This window comes from Paraliomyxa miuraensis (assembly GCF_026337845.1).
GTDB lineage: Bacteria > Myxococcota_A > Polyangia > Nannocystales > Nannocystaceae > Paraliomyxa > Paraliomyxa miuraensis.
Genome location: NZ_JAOVZF010000159.1, coordinates 47929 through 62895 on the forward strand (window position 1 = coordinate 47929; position 14967 = coordinate 62895).

At 69.8% G+C, this 14967-nt stretch carries 14 protein-coding genes; 11 read left to right on the top strand and 3 right to left on the bottom strand.

The annotated features are described in order from the left end of the window. Positions 1 to 79 precede the first annotated feature (79 nt). From OEB96_RS31510 to OEB96_RS31535, 6 genes are all read left to right on the top strand, one after another. Positions 80 to 1021, top strand: a complete 942-nt coding sequence (locus OEB96_RS31510) for a hypothetical protein (protein WP_266220520.1) — start codon at positions 80 to 82, stop codon at positions 1019 to 1021. Positions 1022 to 1287: 266 nt separating this feature from the next. Next, the gene (locus OEB96_RS31515) at positions 1288 to 2268 is read left to right on the top strand and encodes a beta-ketoacyl-ACP synthase III (RefSeq protein ID WP_266220521.1); all 981 of its coding nucleotides are present in this window, start codon (positions 1288 to 1290) and stop codon (positions 2266 to 2268) included. A 232-nt stretch (positions 2269 to 2500) separates the two neighbouring features. After that, on the top strand, positions 2501 to 3112 hold the full coding sequence (locus OEB96_RS31520; RefSeq protein ID WP_266220522.1) for a phospholipase D-like domain-containing protein: 612 nt from the start codon (positions 2501 to 2503) through the stop codon (positions 3110 to 3112). 43 nt (positions 3113 to 3155) lie between these two features. Continuing rightward, entirely contained in the window at positions 3156 to 3737 is a 582-nt protein-coding gene (locus tag OEB96_RS31525; RefSeq protein WP_266220523.1) for a hypothetical protein, read from the top strand. A 57-nt stretch (positions 3738 to 3794) separates the two neighbouring features. Then, complete coding sequence (gene rpmB / locus OEB96_RS31530; protein ID WP_266220524.1) at positions 3795 to 4031, top strand: 50S ribosomal protein L28; 237 nt, start codon at positions 3795 to 3797, stop codon at positions 4029 to 4031. Between the two features lie 178 nt (positions 4032 to 4209). Beyond that, positions 4210 to 5376 carry a vWA domain-containing protein gene (locus OEB96_RS31535; RefSeq protein WP_266220525.1) on the top strand — a complete coding sequence of 389 codons (1167 nt, stop codon included), beginning with the start codon at positions 4210 to 4212 and terminating at the stop codon, positions 5374 to 5376. Positions 5377 to 5457: 81 nt separating this feature from the next. Here the strand turns inward: OEB96_RS31535 and OEB96_RS31540 are convergent, their stop codons facing one another. Both OEB96_RS31540 and OEB96_RS31545 read right to left on the bottom strand, forming a co-directional pair. Continuing rightward, on the bottom strand, positions 5458 to 7122 hold the full coding sequence (locus OEB96_RS31540) for a DUF1592 domain-containing protein (RefSeq protein ID WP_266220526.1): 1665 nt from the start codon (positions 7120 to 7122) through the stop codon (positions 5458 to 5460). Then, positions 7119 to 8480 carry a DUF1552 domain-containing protein gene (locus OEB96_RS31545; RefSeq protein WP_266220527.1) on the bottom strand — a complete coding sequence of 454 codons (1362 nt, stop codon included), beginning with the start codon at positions 8478 to 8480 and terminating at the stop codon, positions 7119 to 7121. Before OEB96_RS31545 ends, OEB96_RS31540 begins: the two co-directional genes overlap by 4 nt. Positions 8481 to 8615: 135 nt before the next feature. On the opposite strand from OEB96_RS31545, the gene OEB96_RS31550 reads away from it, so the two are divergent. The 4 genes from OEB96_RS31550 (at position 8616) to OEB96_RS31565 (ending at position 13414) form a co-directional block, all read left to right on the top strand. Next, positions 8616 to 9524 (top strand): hypothetical protein, encoded by a 909-nt coding sequence (locus OEB96_RS31550; protein WP_266220528.1) that lies wholly within the window; start codon positions 8616 to 8618, stop codon positions 9522 to 9524. A 133-nt stretch (positions 9525 to 9657) separates the two neighbouring features. Beyond that, on the top strand, positions 9658 to 11271 hold the full coding sequence (locus tag OEB96_RS31555) for a GH12 family glycosyl hydrolase domain-containing protein (RefSeq protein WP_266220529.1): 1614 nt from the start codon (positions 9658 to 9660) through the stop codon (positions 11269 to 11271). A gap of 22 nt (positions 11272 to 11293) precedes the next feature. After that, on the top strand, positions 11294 to 12754 hold the full coding sequence (gene eat / locus OEB96_RS31560) for an ethanolamine permease (protein WP_266220530.1): 1461 nt from the start codon (positions 11294 to 11296) through the stop codon (positions 12752 to 12754). Positions 12755 to 12835: 81 nt separating this feature from the next. Next, the gene (locus OEB96_RS31565) at positions 12836 to 13414 is read left to right on the top strand and encodes a hypothetical protein (RefSeq protein WP_266220531.1); all 579 of its coding nucleotides are present in this window, start codon (positions 12836 to 12838) and stop codon (positions 13412 to 13414) included. Positions 13415 to 13498: 84 nt separating this feature from the next. Here the strand turns inward: OEB96_RS31565 and OEB96_RS31570 are convergent, their stop codons facing one another. Then, the gene (locus tag OEB96_RS31570; protein ID WP_266220532.1) at positions 13499 to 14347 is read right to left on the bottom strand and encodes an MYXO-CTERM sorting domain-containing protein; all 849 of its coding nucleotides are present in this window, start codon (positions 14345 to 14347) and stop codon (positions 13499 to 13501) included. 290 nt (positions 14348 to 14637) lie between these two features. On the opposite strand from OEB96_RS31570, the gene OEB96_RS31575 reads away from it, so the two are divergent. Continuing rightward, a complete protein-coding gene (locus tag OEB96_RS31575) occupies positions 14638 to 14955 on the top strand; it encodes a hypothetical protein (protein WP_266220533.1) in 318 nt (105 codons plus the stop codon). Positions 14956 to 14967: the final 12 nt, after the last annotated feature.

The following is a 14967-nucleotide window of genomic DNA, read 5'->3' on the forward strand; positions in this document are numbered from 1 at the left end:
GCTCGTTTCGCGAACGACCACCATGGTTCAAACTCCATTTGGGTGCGCGGCCGCTCCGTGCGCCTCGCCGTCCGCGTTCATGTGTCCTCCTCCCAAGCCGCGGTCCTCCGCGCCGGCCGTTGCTCGGGCCGAGCCCGAAGGCAACCTCGCGCGACGGCTGCCGGTGCCCGAGCCCCAGCCGCCGCCAACGGAACCCTCGCCGTCGGCCGACGAGCTGGATGTTCAGCTCGATCCGATCCTGGATCCCGGCGAGGAAACCGGTGGGGATCCCAGCGGCGAGCACGACGAAGAGCCCATCGCCGCCGGGCGGCTGCGCTGGACCGAGGCCAACGCCGAGCAGCAGGAACGGGCGCGCGCCGAGCTGCAGGACCGCATCGCCGCCTACATGCAGCGCGCGCGACCGCGGGTGGTGCTCACCGACAACCTCCACACGATGCTCTCGATCAAGCGAGGGCACGGCGTGCTCACGTTTCGCCTGCACCACATGTTCGTGGGGGCCCCGGCGGCGGTGATTCGTGCCGTGGCCCGCTACGCCGAGACGCAGGAGCGCGAGGCGGCCAACCTGCTGCGCGACTACGTCGACGCCAACGAGCCGCTGATCCGCCGCCGCGAGGAGCCACGCCCCGTCACCCTCGACGTGCAGGGGCGCTGGCACAACCTGCAGGAGATCTTCGACCAGCTGAACGCGGTCTACTTCGACGGCGCGATCAAGGCCCGCATCACCTGGGGCGCTCGCGGCAAGCGACGACGGGCGCGGGACTCGATCAAGCTCGGCAGCTACACCGTCGAGGACGAGCTCATTCGCATCCACCCGGTGCTCGACGCCAAGGACGTGCCGCGGTTCTTCGTGGAGTGGATCGTCTATCACGAGATGTTGCACGAGGTGCACGACATGCCCGTGGTCGATGGCCGACGCGTCTACCACACGGCGGAATTTCGGCGGGCCGAGACTCGCTTCGAGCGCTACGCCGAGGCCGTGATATGGGAGCACGCCAACCTCCACAAGCTGCTCGAGCGCTGAGAGGCGCGCGCGGCGTCGCGCGTGGGGGCACGGCTGGATCCCCGAGCGGCACGCTTGGATCCCCGGCTGGAATTCCAGGGCGGAGCGAGCGGCTCGGGCGGCGGTGCGAAAAGCCTTGCGCGGACGAGGCGGCGTGGGCGAGTGCTGGCCCTTGGTTGGTCCTCGCCGGCTCCGAGCGGCGCGCCGGCGTGCATGTTGACCGGGTGACCGCTTGGCGGTAGGCCGCTCGTCCGAGACCGCGCCCACGCACGGCATTTGGGGGCTTCGTGAGACGCTTGAAATTCCTCGGCACCGGGCGTTGCCTGCCCGACAAGGTCGTGCGCAACGACGACCTCGCAGTCCGGCTCGAGACCTCGGATGCCTGGATCCGCGAGCGTACGGGGATCGGGGCTCGCAGGACCGTGGAGGGCAAGACCTCCACCTCCGATCTCGCGGCCGGAGCCATCGCCGACGCGTGCCAGGAGGCGGGGATCGAGCCGGGCGAGCTCGACGGCATCATCGTGGGCACCTGCTCGCAGGACACCCTGTTTCCCTCGACCGCGTGCTGGGTGCAGGACCACCTGGGCATTCGGGGCATGCCGGCCTTCGACGTGATGGCGGGGTGCTCGAGCTTCCTCTACGGGCTCGAGGTCGCTGCCAACTGGATCGAAGCGGGACGGGCCAAGCGCGTGGCGGTGTGTGGTGCCGAGGTGTTCAGCAAGATCCTCGACTGGGACGACCGACGCACCTGTGTGCTGTTCGGGGACGGTGCCGGCGCTGCCATCGTGGGCCGGGCCGAGGGCGACTGCGGGATCTTGTCGGCCAACTGGGGCAGCGACGGTACGCTGGCCTCGATCCTCCAGGTTCCCGCCGGTGGCACGCGCCTGCCGGCCAGCCACGCCACCGTCGACGAGCACGCCCACTTCGTCTACATGGAGGGCTCCAAGGTGTTCAAGCACGCGGTGCGGGCGATGAGCGGGAGCCTGTTGCAGGCGATGGAGGACGCGGGCATCGGCCCCGACGACGTCGACGTGTTCATCCCGCACCAGGCCAACATCCGCATCATGGAGGCCAGCCGCGAGCGGGCCGGGATCCCGGTGGAGAAGGTGTACTCGGTGCTCGAGGACTACGGGAACATCTCGGCGGCTTCGATTCCGGTGGCGATCTGCGAGGCCAGGCGAGCGGGGGTGCTCCGCGACGGGCACATCCTGGCGATGACCGCGTTTGGCACCGGGCTGACCTGGGGTGCGGCCTTGATGCGGTACTAGCCATGCCCCCCCGCATCCAGCGGTAGGCAAGCGGTGCATGGGAGGTGCCCCCCGAGGGGGGCATGGTTGGCGTGCATGCGGGGTTGGAGGTAGGGCGCCCCGCATCCAGCGGTAGGCAAGCGGTGCATGGGAGGCCCCCCGAGGGGGGCATGGTTGGCGTGCATGCGGGCGGTAGGCAAGCGGTGCGGCTTGGCCCGGAATTTCTGGGGCGGGAGCGCGGTGGGTACGATCCATGATCGCAGTGCCGTCGCTCGATCTCCGACCCGCGCGTGTGCGCCTGGTGCAGGATCGCGAGCACCACGAGCTCGTGGTCGAGGCGGTGCGTCGGGCCGCACGGAGCGTGTGGATCGCCACCGCCAACCTCAAGGAGCTGCGGGTGCCCGGCCGTCGCAATGGTCGCTACGTCCCGGTGCTCGACGTCTTCGATCAGCTCGCGCGCGACGGGGTCGAGCTGCGGATCCTCCACGCGAGCCTGCCGTCGCGGGCGTTCCGGGCGGCGTTCGATGCTCGACCTCGCCTGGTGGCCGGCGGGCTGCGGCTGCGGCAGTGCGCCCGCGTGCACATGAAGGCAGTGATCATCGACGGCGCGCTGCTCTACCTCGGCAGCGCCAACTGGACCGGGGCAGGCTTGGGTGCCAAGGGCGACGACCGGCGCAACTTCGAGCTGGGCATCGTCACCGACGACGACGCCATGCTCGACGCGGTCCAGGAGCGCTTCGACGCGCTGTGGCGGGGGCGAGCCTGTCGGACCTGCCGGCTCCGAAACGAGTGCGAGGCACCGCTCGACCTCGATGCGAGGCCGCCCGCCCGCGGTCCCCTGGTGCGCCTTCGGCCGCCGACCTGAGGTACCCTGAGCGCCGATGGGATCGCATCGACGCGTGAGGGTCGTGAGGCTCGCAGGCCTCGTCGTGATGCTCGCGCTCGGCTCGGGCTGCGGTGACGACGGCACCAGCGACTCGGGCGCGAGCTCGGTCGGCTCGTCGGACGGCGGCGGGTCGACCGGCACGTCGACCACCAGCGGCTCGACCGGCAGCAGCGAAGACGCCACCAGCTCCAGCAGCACCGGGCCGGGGACCACCAGCGCCGTCGACGACACCAGCGCCAGCACCAGCCTCGATCCGAGCGGCAGCAGCGACGAGACCGCGATCCCCGACGTGGCCTTCGGCGAGGTGCTCGTGGTGATCGGCGACAATTGCTTCTGCCATCGCTCGCCGATGTTCCAGGGCCAGCTCGATCTCCGAGACGATGCGGCGTATGCGTCGCTCGTGAGCGTTCCCTCGATCCAGGCCCCGGGCGTCGATCGCGTGGTTCCCGGCGATCCCAGCGGTAGCTACCTCTATCTCAAGCTCCTGGGCGACCAGGCCACGGTGGGCGGCTCGGGCACGCGGATGCCCCAGGGGTTGCCCATGCTGCCTCCGGAGGAGCTCGACCTGTTCCGTTACTGGATCCAGGGCGGCGCCAACCCTTGACACGCCACGGGGCCCCGGGCCATGGTCCGCCTCCCTCCGCACTCGGTCGAGGACGTCATGGCTCAGGTTTGCATGGTCACCGGAAAGCGCCCCATCGTGGGGATGAACGTGTCGCACTCGCACATCCGCACCAAGCGGCGCCTGATCCCCAACCTTCGGAACAAGCGCTACTGGGTGCCCAGCGAGAACCGCTGGGTGCGCCTGCGGCTGTCCACCAAGGGCATGCGCATCATCGACAAGCTCGGCATCGAGGCCGTGCTCGCCGACATGCGCGGGCGCGGGCTCAAGGTCTGAGCCGGATCCCACTGCGGATCCATCCGCAGCCATCCGCGGATCCATGTGATCCGCGGTGAGCCGGAGTGACCCGGGCGCAATCGTTCCGCCGACGCCATCGCGCCGGTCATGACCAACGATTCTCGTCCGCCATCGTTTGGCGCTGCTCGTGCAAGGGGCACCGGCTGGAGCCCCTGAGATGAACCGCAGCACGACATGGGCCGGATTCGGCTCGCTTTGGCTGAGCAGCGCGCTCGTGATCCCGGCCTGCACGGCCGGGGACGGCAACCTCGGCTTCGATTCCCACGGCACCGCGACCACGGGGGTCACCACCGGCCCCACCGGGAGCTCGGCCGACGATTCCTCCGAGGACACGGGGCCTCGTCTCGACCTCGCCATCGTCGACGTCGAGCCCGACAGCTGTGCCGATGTGATGGCCCAGATCACGCCGGGCGAAGCCACCATTGCGCTGCTCATCGATCAGTCGGGCACGATGTCCGCCTCGCTCGGTGGCTCGGGCGTCGATCGCTGGCAGGCGGTCTACGACACCCTGCTCGACCCCGACACCGGGGTCGTGGCGGGCTACGAGTCGGAGATGAAGTTCGGGATGACGCTCTATACCAACGGCGATCCTCCCCCGGGCTGTCCCGACCTCACCGTGACTCCACCCGCCTACGACAACCGCGATGCCATGGCGGCGTCGTTCGCGATGGCGATGCCCGTGGGCGACACCCCCACCGGCGAGTCGCTGCTGGCGGTGGGCCAGGCCCTCGCGGCCCTCGACGACGGCTCGGCCAAGGCGGTGATCCTGGCCACCGACGGCGAGCCCGACACCTGCGCGTGCCCCAATGCCTGCGCCGGCGCCAGCAAGGGCGTGGCGATCGAGGCCACTGGGCAGCTGTGGGACATGGGGATCCGCGTGTTCGTGATCGCGGTGGGCGACAGCATCACCGATCTGGCGCACCTGCAGTACCTGGCCAACGTGGGGGCCGGCAAGGCGGTGTACTTCGACGATCCGGGCATCGACGAGTGGAACGACCCCTGGGTCATGCCGACCGACCCGCCCGATCCGGCGCCGTTGTTCACCGCCAACGACCCCACCGCGCTCGAGCAGGCGTTCGGCTCGCTCATCGCGGGGTTCGTGCCGTGCGACTTCGTCATCGAGGGGACCATCGAGGACGTGGCGAAGGCCTGCCAGAGCGGCAAGGTGCTGCTCGACGGCGTGGAGCTCGAGTGCCCGGTGGACTGGGAGGTCGTCGACGAGTCGACCCTGCAGCTGCTGGGGGCCTCGTGCGAGGCCCTGCAGGACGGCATGGAGCACGAGGTCACCGCCACCTTCCCGTGTGGCGTGATCATGCAGGGCTGAGCCCTCGGCCCGAGCGTGCGGCCCCTGCCCGCACGCTCGCGAGCGAGGGGCCCCGCACGTCGGCGGCGGCGAGATCGGGAATCAGGGCGCCGCGCGCTGCACGAAGTGGTCGGTGCCCGCGAGCTGGACCGTGTACTCGAACAGCCCGATCTCCTCGGCCACCAGGCGATCACGGGCCTCCTCGGCCAGGCAGGTCTCGCCCCCGGCGCCCCCGTAGTAGTAGCTCGCCATCAGGCCGCTGATGCAGTCGGTCACCTCGGGCGCATCGGCGGCCACCTCGGCCAGCTCGGTCAGGCCATCGAACGTCAGGGGATCGGCGTGTACGTCGACCAGCATGTTCCCCGTGGCATCGATCGGCAGACCGCTCTCGTCGGCGCGGTAGCGGCCCACGTGGTCGAAGTGCTCGAACCCGAAGCCGATGGGGTCGAACAGCCGGTGGCACACGTTGCAGCTCGGATCGGCCGCATGTGCGAGCTCGTAGCGCTCGCGCGTGGTCTGGGCGCCGACGTTCGCGGGCCCGATGGCGGGCACGTCGGCCGGGGGCGAGAGCCGGGCATTGCACAGCAAGCGCTGGAACACCAGCACGCCGCGCAGCGTGGGCGACGATGCATCGGTGTGTGCGTTGGCGGCCAGGAGCGAGCCCTGGGCCAGCAGGCCCCGCGCCCACTGCTCCGGGCGCTCCACACGGGCAAAGTCCCCGCCCGGTGAGCCATAGCCGTAGAACGCAGCCAGCTCGTCGTTCAGCACGGTGTAGGGCGCCGTCAGCAGCTCCCGCACGCCGCCGCCGTCCTCGTAGACCACCGCATCGATGAACCGCCGGGTCTCCTCCTCCATCGAGCCGCGCACGGCCTCGAACTCCGGCTCCTCGGCGCGCACGGTGCCCACCACCTCGCCGTAGCCCACCCACTCGCGGAAGAACCGGCGCAGCACGGTGCCGCCGGGGGTGGTGGCGAGCAGGCGCCGCGCCTCCTCGATGCGCGCGGCGGGATCCTGCAGCTCGCCCGCCTCGGCGCGTGCGAGGAGGATCTCGTCGGGAGGCTGCCCCGCGAAGTCGTACGAGAGCGAGCTGGCGATCTCGTAGGGGTCGAGCCGATACACGTCACCGTCGCGCTGGCCGAGCTCCGAGCGGTAGACCATCTGGGGCGACTGCATCATGGCGACCAGCGTCCAGCGGATCCCCGTGGCGAAGTCGGAGCGCGACGCGATGGAGTCGAAGTGCTCCACGTAGCGGGCGATCTCCTCGTCGTTCAGCGGGCGGCGGAACAGCGCGGCACCGCGTTGCTCCACCAGCTCGGTGGCACAGCCCGCGTCGGGCGAGCTGGCCGCGCACGGGAGCATCGCCTCGAGCGTGCCCGAGGCGACCAGCCGCGTCGCCGCGTCTTGTGCGGTCTCGAGCAGCTCGTCCGCGGTTTGGTTGCCCACCACCAGCGTCTGCGCGTCGTTGCCAAAGCCCAGCTTCGACACCGGATCGGGCCCCACCGCCACGCCGGGCCAGCCCGGCAGCAGCTCCGGGAACGCGGCCTCGATCGTGGCCTGGAGCTCGTTGCGGGTGAGGCGACGCAGCAGCGGGGGGCCGACGCGGCTGTCCTCGCAGCGCGCGGCCACTCCATCGCCACCGCCGTCATCGGGATCGACGGTGTCGAGGCCGTCGTCGTCGGCCTCGCCTTCGCCATTGCGATCGCGGCACCCGGTGGCGAGCAGGCCAACGAGCACCAGGCCCCACGTGGCATGAACGTTCGTGCTCATCCCTTCAGCTCCTCGATGATGCCGACGCCCTGGCCGCCGATCTGGGTCACGGGTACTCCCATGGCATCGCTCAGGGTCGCGAGCATGTCGAGGTGGTTGCGCGACACGTCCACCACCCGACCCGGCGCGAGGTAGCCACCCGCGCCGCCGATCAGCACCGCAGGCAGGTAGGTGTAGCGGCTCATGCCGTCGATCCACACCTCCGACGAGTCGGAGTTGTGGTTGAAGCCGTCGGAGATCTCGCTGCACACGTAGATGAGCGAGTTGTCGAGCACCGTGCGCGTGGGGTCGGTATCGGCCGGGTCGGGCGTGTCGAGCACGGTGAGCATGGTCTGGGCCAGCCGCTCGTAGAACCACCGCTGGCAGCTGGCGAACTCGGCCCGCCCCGCCGCGTCGTTCGAGTGCGAGATCGGCTCGTGGTGCCCCTTGGCGACCCCCGGGCCCCCGGGGAACCCGAAATCGAGGTTCGAGTTGGTGTAGAGGTTCTGCATGGTGATGACCTGCGCCGAGCCGCACACCATGGCGTAGGCGGCCGCCTGCAGCTGGGCGTCGACCACCTTGGCGAAGTTGGCCTGCACCATCGGATCGAGCCCCTGCATGGCATCGACCGCGGGCAGCGAGGGGCGCTCCTCGCAGCTCAGGATCGCGGGGGGACTGCCGCCGCCGCTGGCCTTGAGCTCGCGAATCGCCTCGAGGTGCAGCGCGAGCTTGGTCTGCTCGTCGGTCAGCCCGCTCACCGCGTCGTGCAGATCCTCGAGCTCCCGCTCGGTGAGCGCGAGCGTCTCCTGCCGGAACATCGCGTCGTCGGTGGGCGGGGGCTGGTCGGGCGGCGGCTGGGCCATGCCGAGGCCTTCGAACAGATCGTCGGCGGTCGCGCTGGGATCCTCGGTCGGCCGCACCCAGGTCCCGTGCTTGGTCAGGTGGGAATCGACGCTGAAGCCCGCGATGGGATCGTAGGGCATCGCGCCGATCACATGGGGGGTGACGTCCAGGCCCTTGGCGATCGAGGCATCGATCGAGTCGACGTCGCCGCCCTCGGCAAAGCCGGTGAGCACCGCTCGCACCGCCACATGGTTGTTGGCCCCGTCGTTCATCGAGAGGCCGCGGACCACCGTCACCTTCGACGCAAACGGCTGCAGCGGTCCCAGCACGGTCGACGCCGAGAGCTCGCCCGCGCTCACCGGCTCCACGTGCTCGATGGGCCACCCGTGGGGCACGTAGTACACGAACAGGCGCACGATGCGATCGCCCGGTGCGGCATCGGCTCGCTGGGCGATGCGATAGGCCAGGGGGGCGGCGATCCCCAGGCCCAGCGCCTTGAGGAGCGTCCGACGTCGAAGGAGGTGCTCGGCCCGCATGGAGATTCCTGCTCGGCGATCATGAGGCGCAATTGACCGGGACTCGATGAAAGTTTTTCATCGATTTCCGCTCGCCCGCGTCCCTGGGCAGGCGCCATGGTCTCATGCTGGCGGCGGTGCGCTCCCCTTCTGTTCGTGATCGGTACGGCCTGTGGTGAGGAGCCCCCACCCGAGGATCCGCCCGCATCCACCGGTCTGACGGCGTTCGGGGACAGCGGCACGTCGACGGGAGCCGACGAGGCCCCGCCGGTCGAGACGTCGCCGACGAGTACATCATCGACGACGACCGGGGATGCCGAGGACTCGAGCGGGGCGGACGAGGTCTCCTCGGGCGACCCTCCCTCCACCGATCCCTGTGACGGGGCCGACATCTTGTGCGACGACTTCGAGGATCCCGCGCTCGATCCCCAGTGGGTCTATACCGGGGCCCCTGGCAACATGCCGGTGATCGACGAAGGCCGGGCGTTCGCGGGCACGCGCTCGCTGACCTTTCCCACCACCGACACCCAGGGCGCCTTCGTGTATCCCGCCGCGGGCCTGCCGGTCGCGGGCGATCGGATCTACGTGCGGGCCTACGTCAACTTCGAGCGCGAGATGAGCGCGATGGGCGGGCACGTCTCGTACATCGTGGGAGCCAACGCCCCGTCCAACGGGGCCGAGCTGCGACTGGGCGCCAGCCAGAACTTCGGCAACGGCCAGATGATGGTCGACGTCAACCTGCTCGGCAACGGGCCCGAGTACACGCAGTTCTCCAACGGCGACGTCACCGGCGGTGCTCCCTCCGGGGCGCCGGGCGTGACGCTGGTCGCCGACACCTGGTACTGCATCGAGGCGCTCTACGACGGAAGCGCGCACGAGTTTCGGCTGTGGATCGACGGCATGGAGCTCTCGGCCATGCACGTCACGGACTGGCAGATGGGCGTGACCAACTGGTCGCCCGTGTACTCGGTGGTCAAGATCGGCGGGCAGAACTACAGCGGCTCGCTGGGCCAGATCTGGTTCGACGACGTGGCGATGGGCACCCAGCCGCTCGGCTGTCCGTAGCGTCGCACGGCGTGGCCGATCGTCGGGTCGGGGCTCGGCGCCGGAATCGATCGTGCCCATGCGTGCGGCATGCGGAAGCGTTCGATCCGAGCGAATTCTTTTCATCGATGACGACGGCGGCGTTCCACCTTGGATGTTCGTGGGAAGCCCGCTGATGCACCGAGTCCCGTCCTTCCTCCTCCGCTTCGCCGGGACGTGCACCGTCCTCCTTCCTGCATGCACTGGTACGTCGTCCGACGAGGGTGGGACCGACCCCACCGGCATCAGCGAGGTCGGCGGCAGCACGGGGGACTCGGGCGCGGATGCCACGGCCGGTACCGACGCCGGCTCCGACACCACCGGCCCGGGAACCACCACCGGACCGGGCACCACCACCACCACGGGTCCGGCCGATGACAGCACCGGGCCGTCCAGCGACGACGGTCCGCTCGACTGTCAGGGCGACGTGCTCGAGACCCTGCCCATCGACTCGAGCGGCTGGATCCCGCGCGAGTGCACGATCTTCGAGATCCAGGGCGCCTGGTACTGCTTCGACGACGGCGTGACCGACACCAGCTGCGTGGCGGGCTCGACACCCTACGACGACGATGCCATGTGCCTCAGCGGAACCGCGCTCGGTCCGATGCCGGGAGCCTGGGGCGGAGGGATCGGCGTGGGCCTCAACGAGACCGGCGGCATGGCCTCGGAGAAGCTGCCCTACGACGCGGCGGGCCACGACGTGATCGGGTTCGCGATCGAGATCTCCGGGGACACCGGCGGCAACGAGCTGCGCGTGGGCTTCACCGGATCGGACGCGCCCAGCGGTCCTTCGCCGTTCGTGGCCGTCCCCGGTCCGGGCTCCTACGAGATCATGATCGCCGATGCGCTCGTGCCCGAGTCGTGGATGCTCCCCGAGTCGGGCACGTCGCCCGATCCGAGCGCCATCTACGACGTGCAGGTGCAGATCGCCTCCGACGGCACCCCGGGCCCGTTCGACTTCTGCATCACCAGCCTCACCCCGATCCTCGAGGGTGGGGGCGGAGGCGGCAGCGACGATCCACCGCCGCCCTACGGCACCGAGGTCTGCGGACAGTTCGCGACGATCTCGCTGACGAACCAGTACCTCGTGCACAACAACGTGTGGAACGGCGCGGTGTACGGCAGCGGCGGCTCTCAGTGCGTGAGCGCCCTGTGGGACGGCGTCAGCGACGTGGCGGGCTTCGTGGCCGAGCCGAGCTTCGACGTCAACACCCCGCAGCCCGGCTCCTATCCCGCGATCATCTACGGCTGGCACTACGACTACGACGTGCCTGGCTCGTACGTTCCGCAGCAGATCTCGACGATCTCGGCGATCCCCTCGGAGTGGTCGTGGGACGTGCCCGCCGCGGGTCAGTACAACGTGGCGTACGACCTGTGGATGCACCAGAACCCCGGCGTCACCACCCCCGATGGTGGGCTCGAGCTGATGATCTGGACCCAGACCCGCGACGTCCAGCCGATCGGCTCGTATCAGGGCTACACCATCGACACCGGCGGCGGCACCTGGGAGGTGTGGTACGGCTCGCCCGGCGGCTGGAACACCGTGACCTATCGCCGCACCGTGAACACGGACTCGGTGGACATGGATCTCCTGCCGTTCGTGGAGCACGCGGTGAGCCAGGGCTACGCCCAGCCCTCGTGGTTGCTCTTGGGCGTCGAGGCCGGCTTCGAGATCTGGGAGAGCTTCCAGCCGCTGACCACCACCTGGTACCACGTGCACGTGGAGTGAGCTCCATGCGACCCTCTGGCCCATGCCCGAGTCGGTCGAGTACGAGGACGTCGACGCCGCCTACCTCGAGCAGCGCACCTTGCAGCGCAGCGCCGGGCCCGTGCTCCTGTGGGGGCTGGGCGTCGGCTACGTGATCTCGGGCGACTACTTCGGCTGGAACTTCGGGCTCAACGCGGGCGGCTTTGGTGGCTTGCTCATCGCCACCGCGATCATGGCCACCCTCTACGTGACCATGATCTTCTCCATCGCCGAGCTGGCCACGGCCATGCCGGTGGCGGGCGGTCCCTATGCCTTTGCCCGCCGGGCGCTGGGGCCCTTTGGCGGCTACCTCACGGGGCTCGCGGTCACCATCGAGTACGTGGTGGCGCCGGCGGTCATCGCCACCGGCATCGGGGGCTACGTGGCCGGCATGTTCGCGGCCCCTCCCGCGTGGGTGGAGCCGGTGGTCCCCGTCATCGCCTACGTCGCCTTCGTGGGCGTCAACCTCCTGGGCTCGCGGACCTCACTGCGCTTGCTGCTGGGGATCACGGTGATCTCGGTGGTGGTGCTGCTGCTGTGGGTCGTCGCCGTGCTGCCACACGTGGACTGGTCACGGCTGCTGGACGTGCCGCCCGAGGCCGGCGGCTCTTGGTTCCTGCCCCACGGCCCCTGGGGCGTGCTCGCGGCCCTGCCCGCGGCGGGGTGGTTCTATCTCGCGGTGGAGGGCGTGCCGCAGGCGGCCGAGGAGACGCGCGACCCCGCCCGCGATCTGCCGCGAGGCATGATCGCGGCGATGCTGTCGCTGGTGGTCCTGTCGGCGCTGGTGCTGGTGCTCGGCCCCGCCGCCGCGGGTACGGCCCAGCTGGCCCAGAGCGCCAACCCGCTGCCCGCCGCGATCGAGGCGGTCAGCGGTCGCGGCGTGGTCTACTGGATCACCACCGTCGTGGGTCTGGCCGGTCTGGTGGCGAGCTTCTTCGGGATCATCTTCGCCTACTCGCGGCAGATCTTCGCGCTCTCGCGCGCGGGCTACTTCCCGCGCTGGCTGTCGCGCACCAACCGTCGTCGTGCGCCCCACTGGGCGCTGGTGATCCCGGCTGGCGTGGGCTACGGCACGATCCTCGTCGTCGACGCACTCAACGATGGCCGCGTGGCCACCGGTGACCTCTTGATGCAGGTGGCCGTGTTCGCGGCGCTCTTGTCCTACGTGGCCATGATGGTCAGCCACCTGGTGCTGCGGCGACGCGAGCCCCGGATGCCGCGGCCCTACCGTACTCCGGGATATCCGGTCACCCCCATCGTGGCCCTGGTGCTCTCGCTCGTGGCCATGAGCTCGTCGCTGTTCTACGGCGGGGGGGCGGTGGCGGTGGTGCTGGGCACCGCCGCCATGATCGGGGTGGGCCTGCTCTACTTCGGTCTCTACAGCCGCCATCACCTGGTCGCCCACGCGCCCGAGGAGGAAGCCTCGCTGGTCCGGGCGGCCGAGGCCGAGCTCGATGGCCCGTAGATCGACGGCCCCACGCACGACCGGGCGCGAGGAGGATTTTCGATGTCACCGAATCCCTGGCGGCCCGTAGAGTGGGGCACGATGCCCAAGCGACGCTCCTTTCTCACCCAGGCCGCGCTTCCCCTCCTGCTCCTGCCCTGGGCATGCGCCGGTCAGGCCGATGATCCCGCATCACCCGAGGTTCGCAGCGGCGATGCGCCCGATGCTCCGCTCCAGGCCATGCGGATCGAATTCACCGTGCCCGCCGCACACGCCAACGCCACCGACATCGCCGCGCTGGTCGAGCACATCGAGGGGTTGGCCGACGTCGCGCAGGCCAAGGCGATGGTGCACAAGGCCGATCCCGAGGGCGATGCCGAGGTCGCGATCGATCTCTACGGCCACGACCTGCCCACCGATGACGAGCTGAGCGCGGACCTGACCGCCGAGTTCCCCTATCTGGCCGGCGTACCACTGGCGGTGTCCGGGCTCGATCCCGAGGCCGCGCCGACCCCCGCGGAGGATCACGAGGAAGACCCCGAGGCGCTGCGCCAGCGCATCATCGACGACCTGCGCGCCAAGGGCGTGGAGGGGGAGATCGACGTGGTGATCACCGACCACCCCGACGGTCGCCGCGAGGTCGAGGTGCAGGTCCACGACGACGAGCCGCCGCCCGCGTAGGGCCGAGGCAACGCGGCAAGGACCAACGCGAAGAGGCCGTGCTCCGAAGGAGCACGGCCTCTGGTGATTTCCGGCTGTCAGCGCCTAGCGGCGGCGGCGACGGGCCACGCTGCCGAGCCCGAGCATCAACAGCACCATCGCGCCCATGCCCATTGCCCCGCGGCCGGTGGGATCGACGGTGCAGGAGATCGAGCCGCCGGCCTCACCCTCGCAGCGGCCGTTGGCACAGCTGCCCTCGGCGTAGCCGGTGACCTCGATGTCGAGCAGCACCCGCAGCGAGTCGATGCACTCCTCGAGGTTGCCCCCGTGGTCGACGTACTGGCCGTCGCAGAACAGCGCGCCGTCTCGATCGCACTCGGCCCGGCAGCCCCCGGTCAGCTCGCCCTGGCACTCGACGTAGCCGCTGCGCTGGCACTCGATCTGGCAGTCGACGTTGGCCTCGGCCTGGCAGTAGCCCTGGCAGCTGGCCTGGCACTGACCGCTGCAATCCACGTCGGGGGCCACCAGGTCGCACTGGCCCGAGCACTGGGCCTCGAGGGTCGCCTCGCACGACGCGTAGCACTCGCTGTCGGCACAGCGGCCGTCGCATGACGCTCGTCCCTCCGCGAAGCAGTTGGCCTGGCAGTCGAAGCGTCCCGGGTCGACCTCGCACTCGGCCTGGCAGTCGACCTCGCAGCTCCCCGCGCAGTTCGCCTCGAAGTTCGCGTTGCACTGCCCTTCGCAGCCGACGTAGAGGTCGGCGGCGCACTGGCCCTCGAAGGCGACGGGCTCGCAGCGAGCCTCGCACTCCACGCCCACGCTCACCTCGCACTCGGCGCTGGCCTCGACGTGGATGTTTCCACAAGCACCAAGGCCGGCGTGAGCGACACCGGCCATGGCAAGGGGGGCCACGAAGGCCAAGGAGGGGAGCAGGAACTTCAAGGCAGATCGCATGATGACAAAGACCTTTGAGTGGACGAGGACGCGAGGCTCGCGGTATTGCCGCGCAGGGGCCGGGCGAGCGTGGGGCCTTGGACGAGAGTACCGGGAGTTCGATGCAATGCGGGGGCATTCGTCGTGGTTCGGGTGCTCCTCGTCGCGCACGACGGCCCTCGACCGCGCTCGAGGGGGCTTCCGTATGGCGCAAGCGGCGCGTTCCTGATAGCGTGCCCATCCCCCGTCGACCAGGTCGAGGTCCCGAACGGGCCGCCCGAGGACCGCAACGAGGCGGGGGACGAGGATGCATGCAGGTCGACAAGATCTTCGAGCAAATGCCCGGTCGCTACATCAAGGGCAAGGCGACCAAGAAGACCGTCTACTACTTCTCCATCGGTGACTTTCGCTGCACGGTGACGCTCGAGCCCGAGGGGGTGACGGTGGAACCCGGCAAGAAGGTCGGCGACGCCGACGTGGTCCTCAAGACGACTCCCGAGCTGTTCGAGAAGATGGTGCTCAAGGGCAAGATGCCCGGCCCCATCGACATCGCGCGCGGCAAGGTCAAGACCAACGATCCCGTGGGGCTCAAGGGCCTGCGCGACTACTTCGACTTCAGCGGCCTTTGAGCGACCGCCAAA

Bases quoted from the DNA above. Each gene is read 5' to 3' on its own strand.
- OEB96_RS31545 (WP_266220527.1), bottom strand. From the start codon at position 8,480: ATGCGGGCCGAGCACCTCCTTCGACGTCGGACGCTCCTCAAGGCGCTG.
- OEB96_RS31570 (WP_266220532.1), bottom strand. From the start codon at position 14,347: ATGCGATCTGCCTTGAAGTTCCTGCTCCCCTCCTTGGCCTTCGTGGCC.
- OEB96_RS31535 (WP_266220525.1), top strand. From the start codon at position 4,210: ATGAACCGCAGCACGACATGGGCCGGATTCGGCTCGCTTTGGCTGAGC.
- OEB96_RS31540 (WP_266220526.1), bottom strand. From the start codon at position 7,122: ATGAGCACGAACGTTCATGCCACGTGGGGCCTGGTGCTCGTTGGCCTG.
- OEB96_RS31565 (WP_266220531.1), top strand. From the start codon at position 12,836: ATGCCCAAGCGACGCTCCTTTCTCACCCAGGCCGCGCTTCCCCTCCTG.
- OEB96_RS31555 (WP_266220529.1), top strand. From the start codon at position 9,658: ATGTTCGTGGGAAGCCCGCTGATGCACCGAGTCCCGTCCTTCCTCCTC.
- OEB96_RS31520 (WP_266220522.1), top strand. From the start codon at position 2,501: ATGATCGCAGTGCCGTCGCTCGATCTCCGACCCGCGCGTGTGCGCCTG.
- OEB96_RS31510 (WP_266220520.1), top strand. From the start codon at position 80: ATGTGTCCTCCTCCCAAGCCGCGGTCCTCCGCGCCGGCCGTTGCTCGG.
- eat (WP_266220530.1), top strand. From the start codon at position 11,294: ATGCCCGAGTCGGTCGAGTACGAGGACGTCGACGCCGCCTACCTCGAG.
- rpmB (WP_266220524.1), top strand. From the start codon at position 3,795: ATGGCTCAGGTTTGCATGGTCACCGGAAAGCGCCCCATCGTGGGGATG.
- OEB96_RS31575 (WP_266220533.1), top strand. From the start codon at position 14,638: ATGCAGGTCGACAAGATCTTCGAGCAAATGCCCGGTCGCTACATCAAG.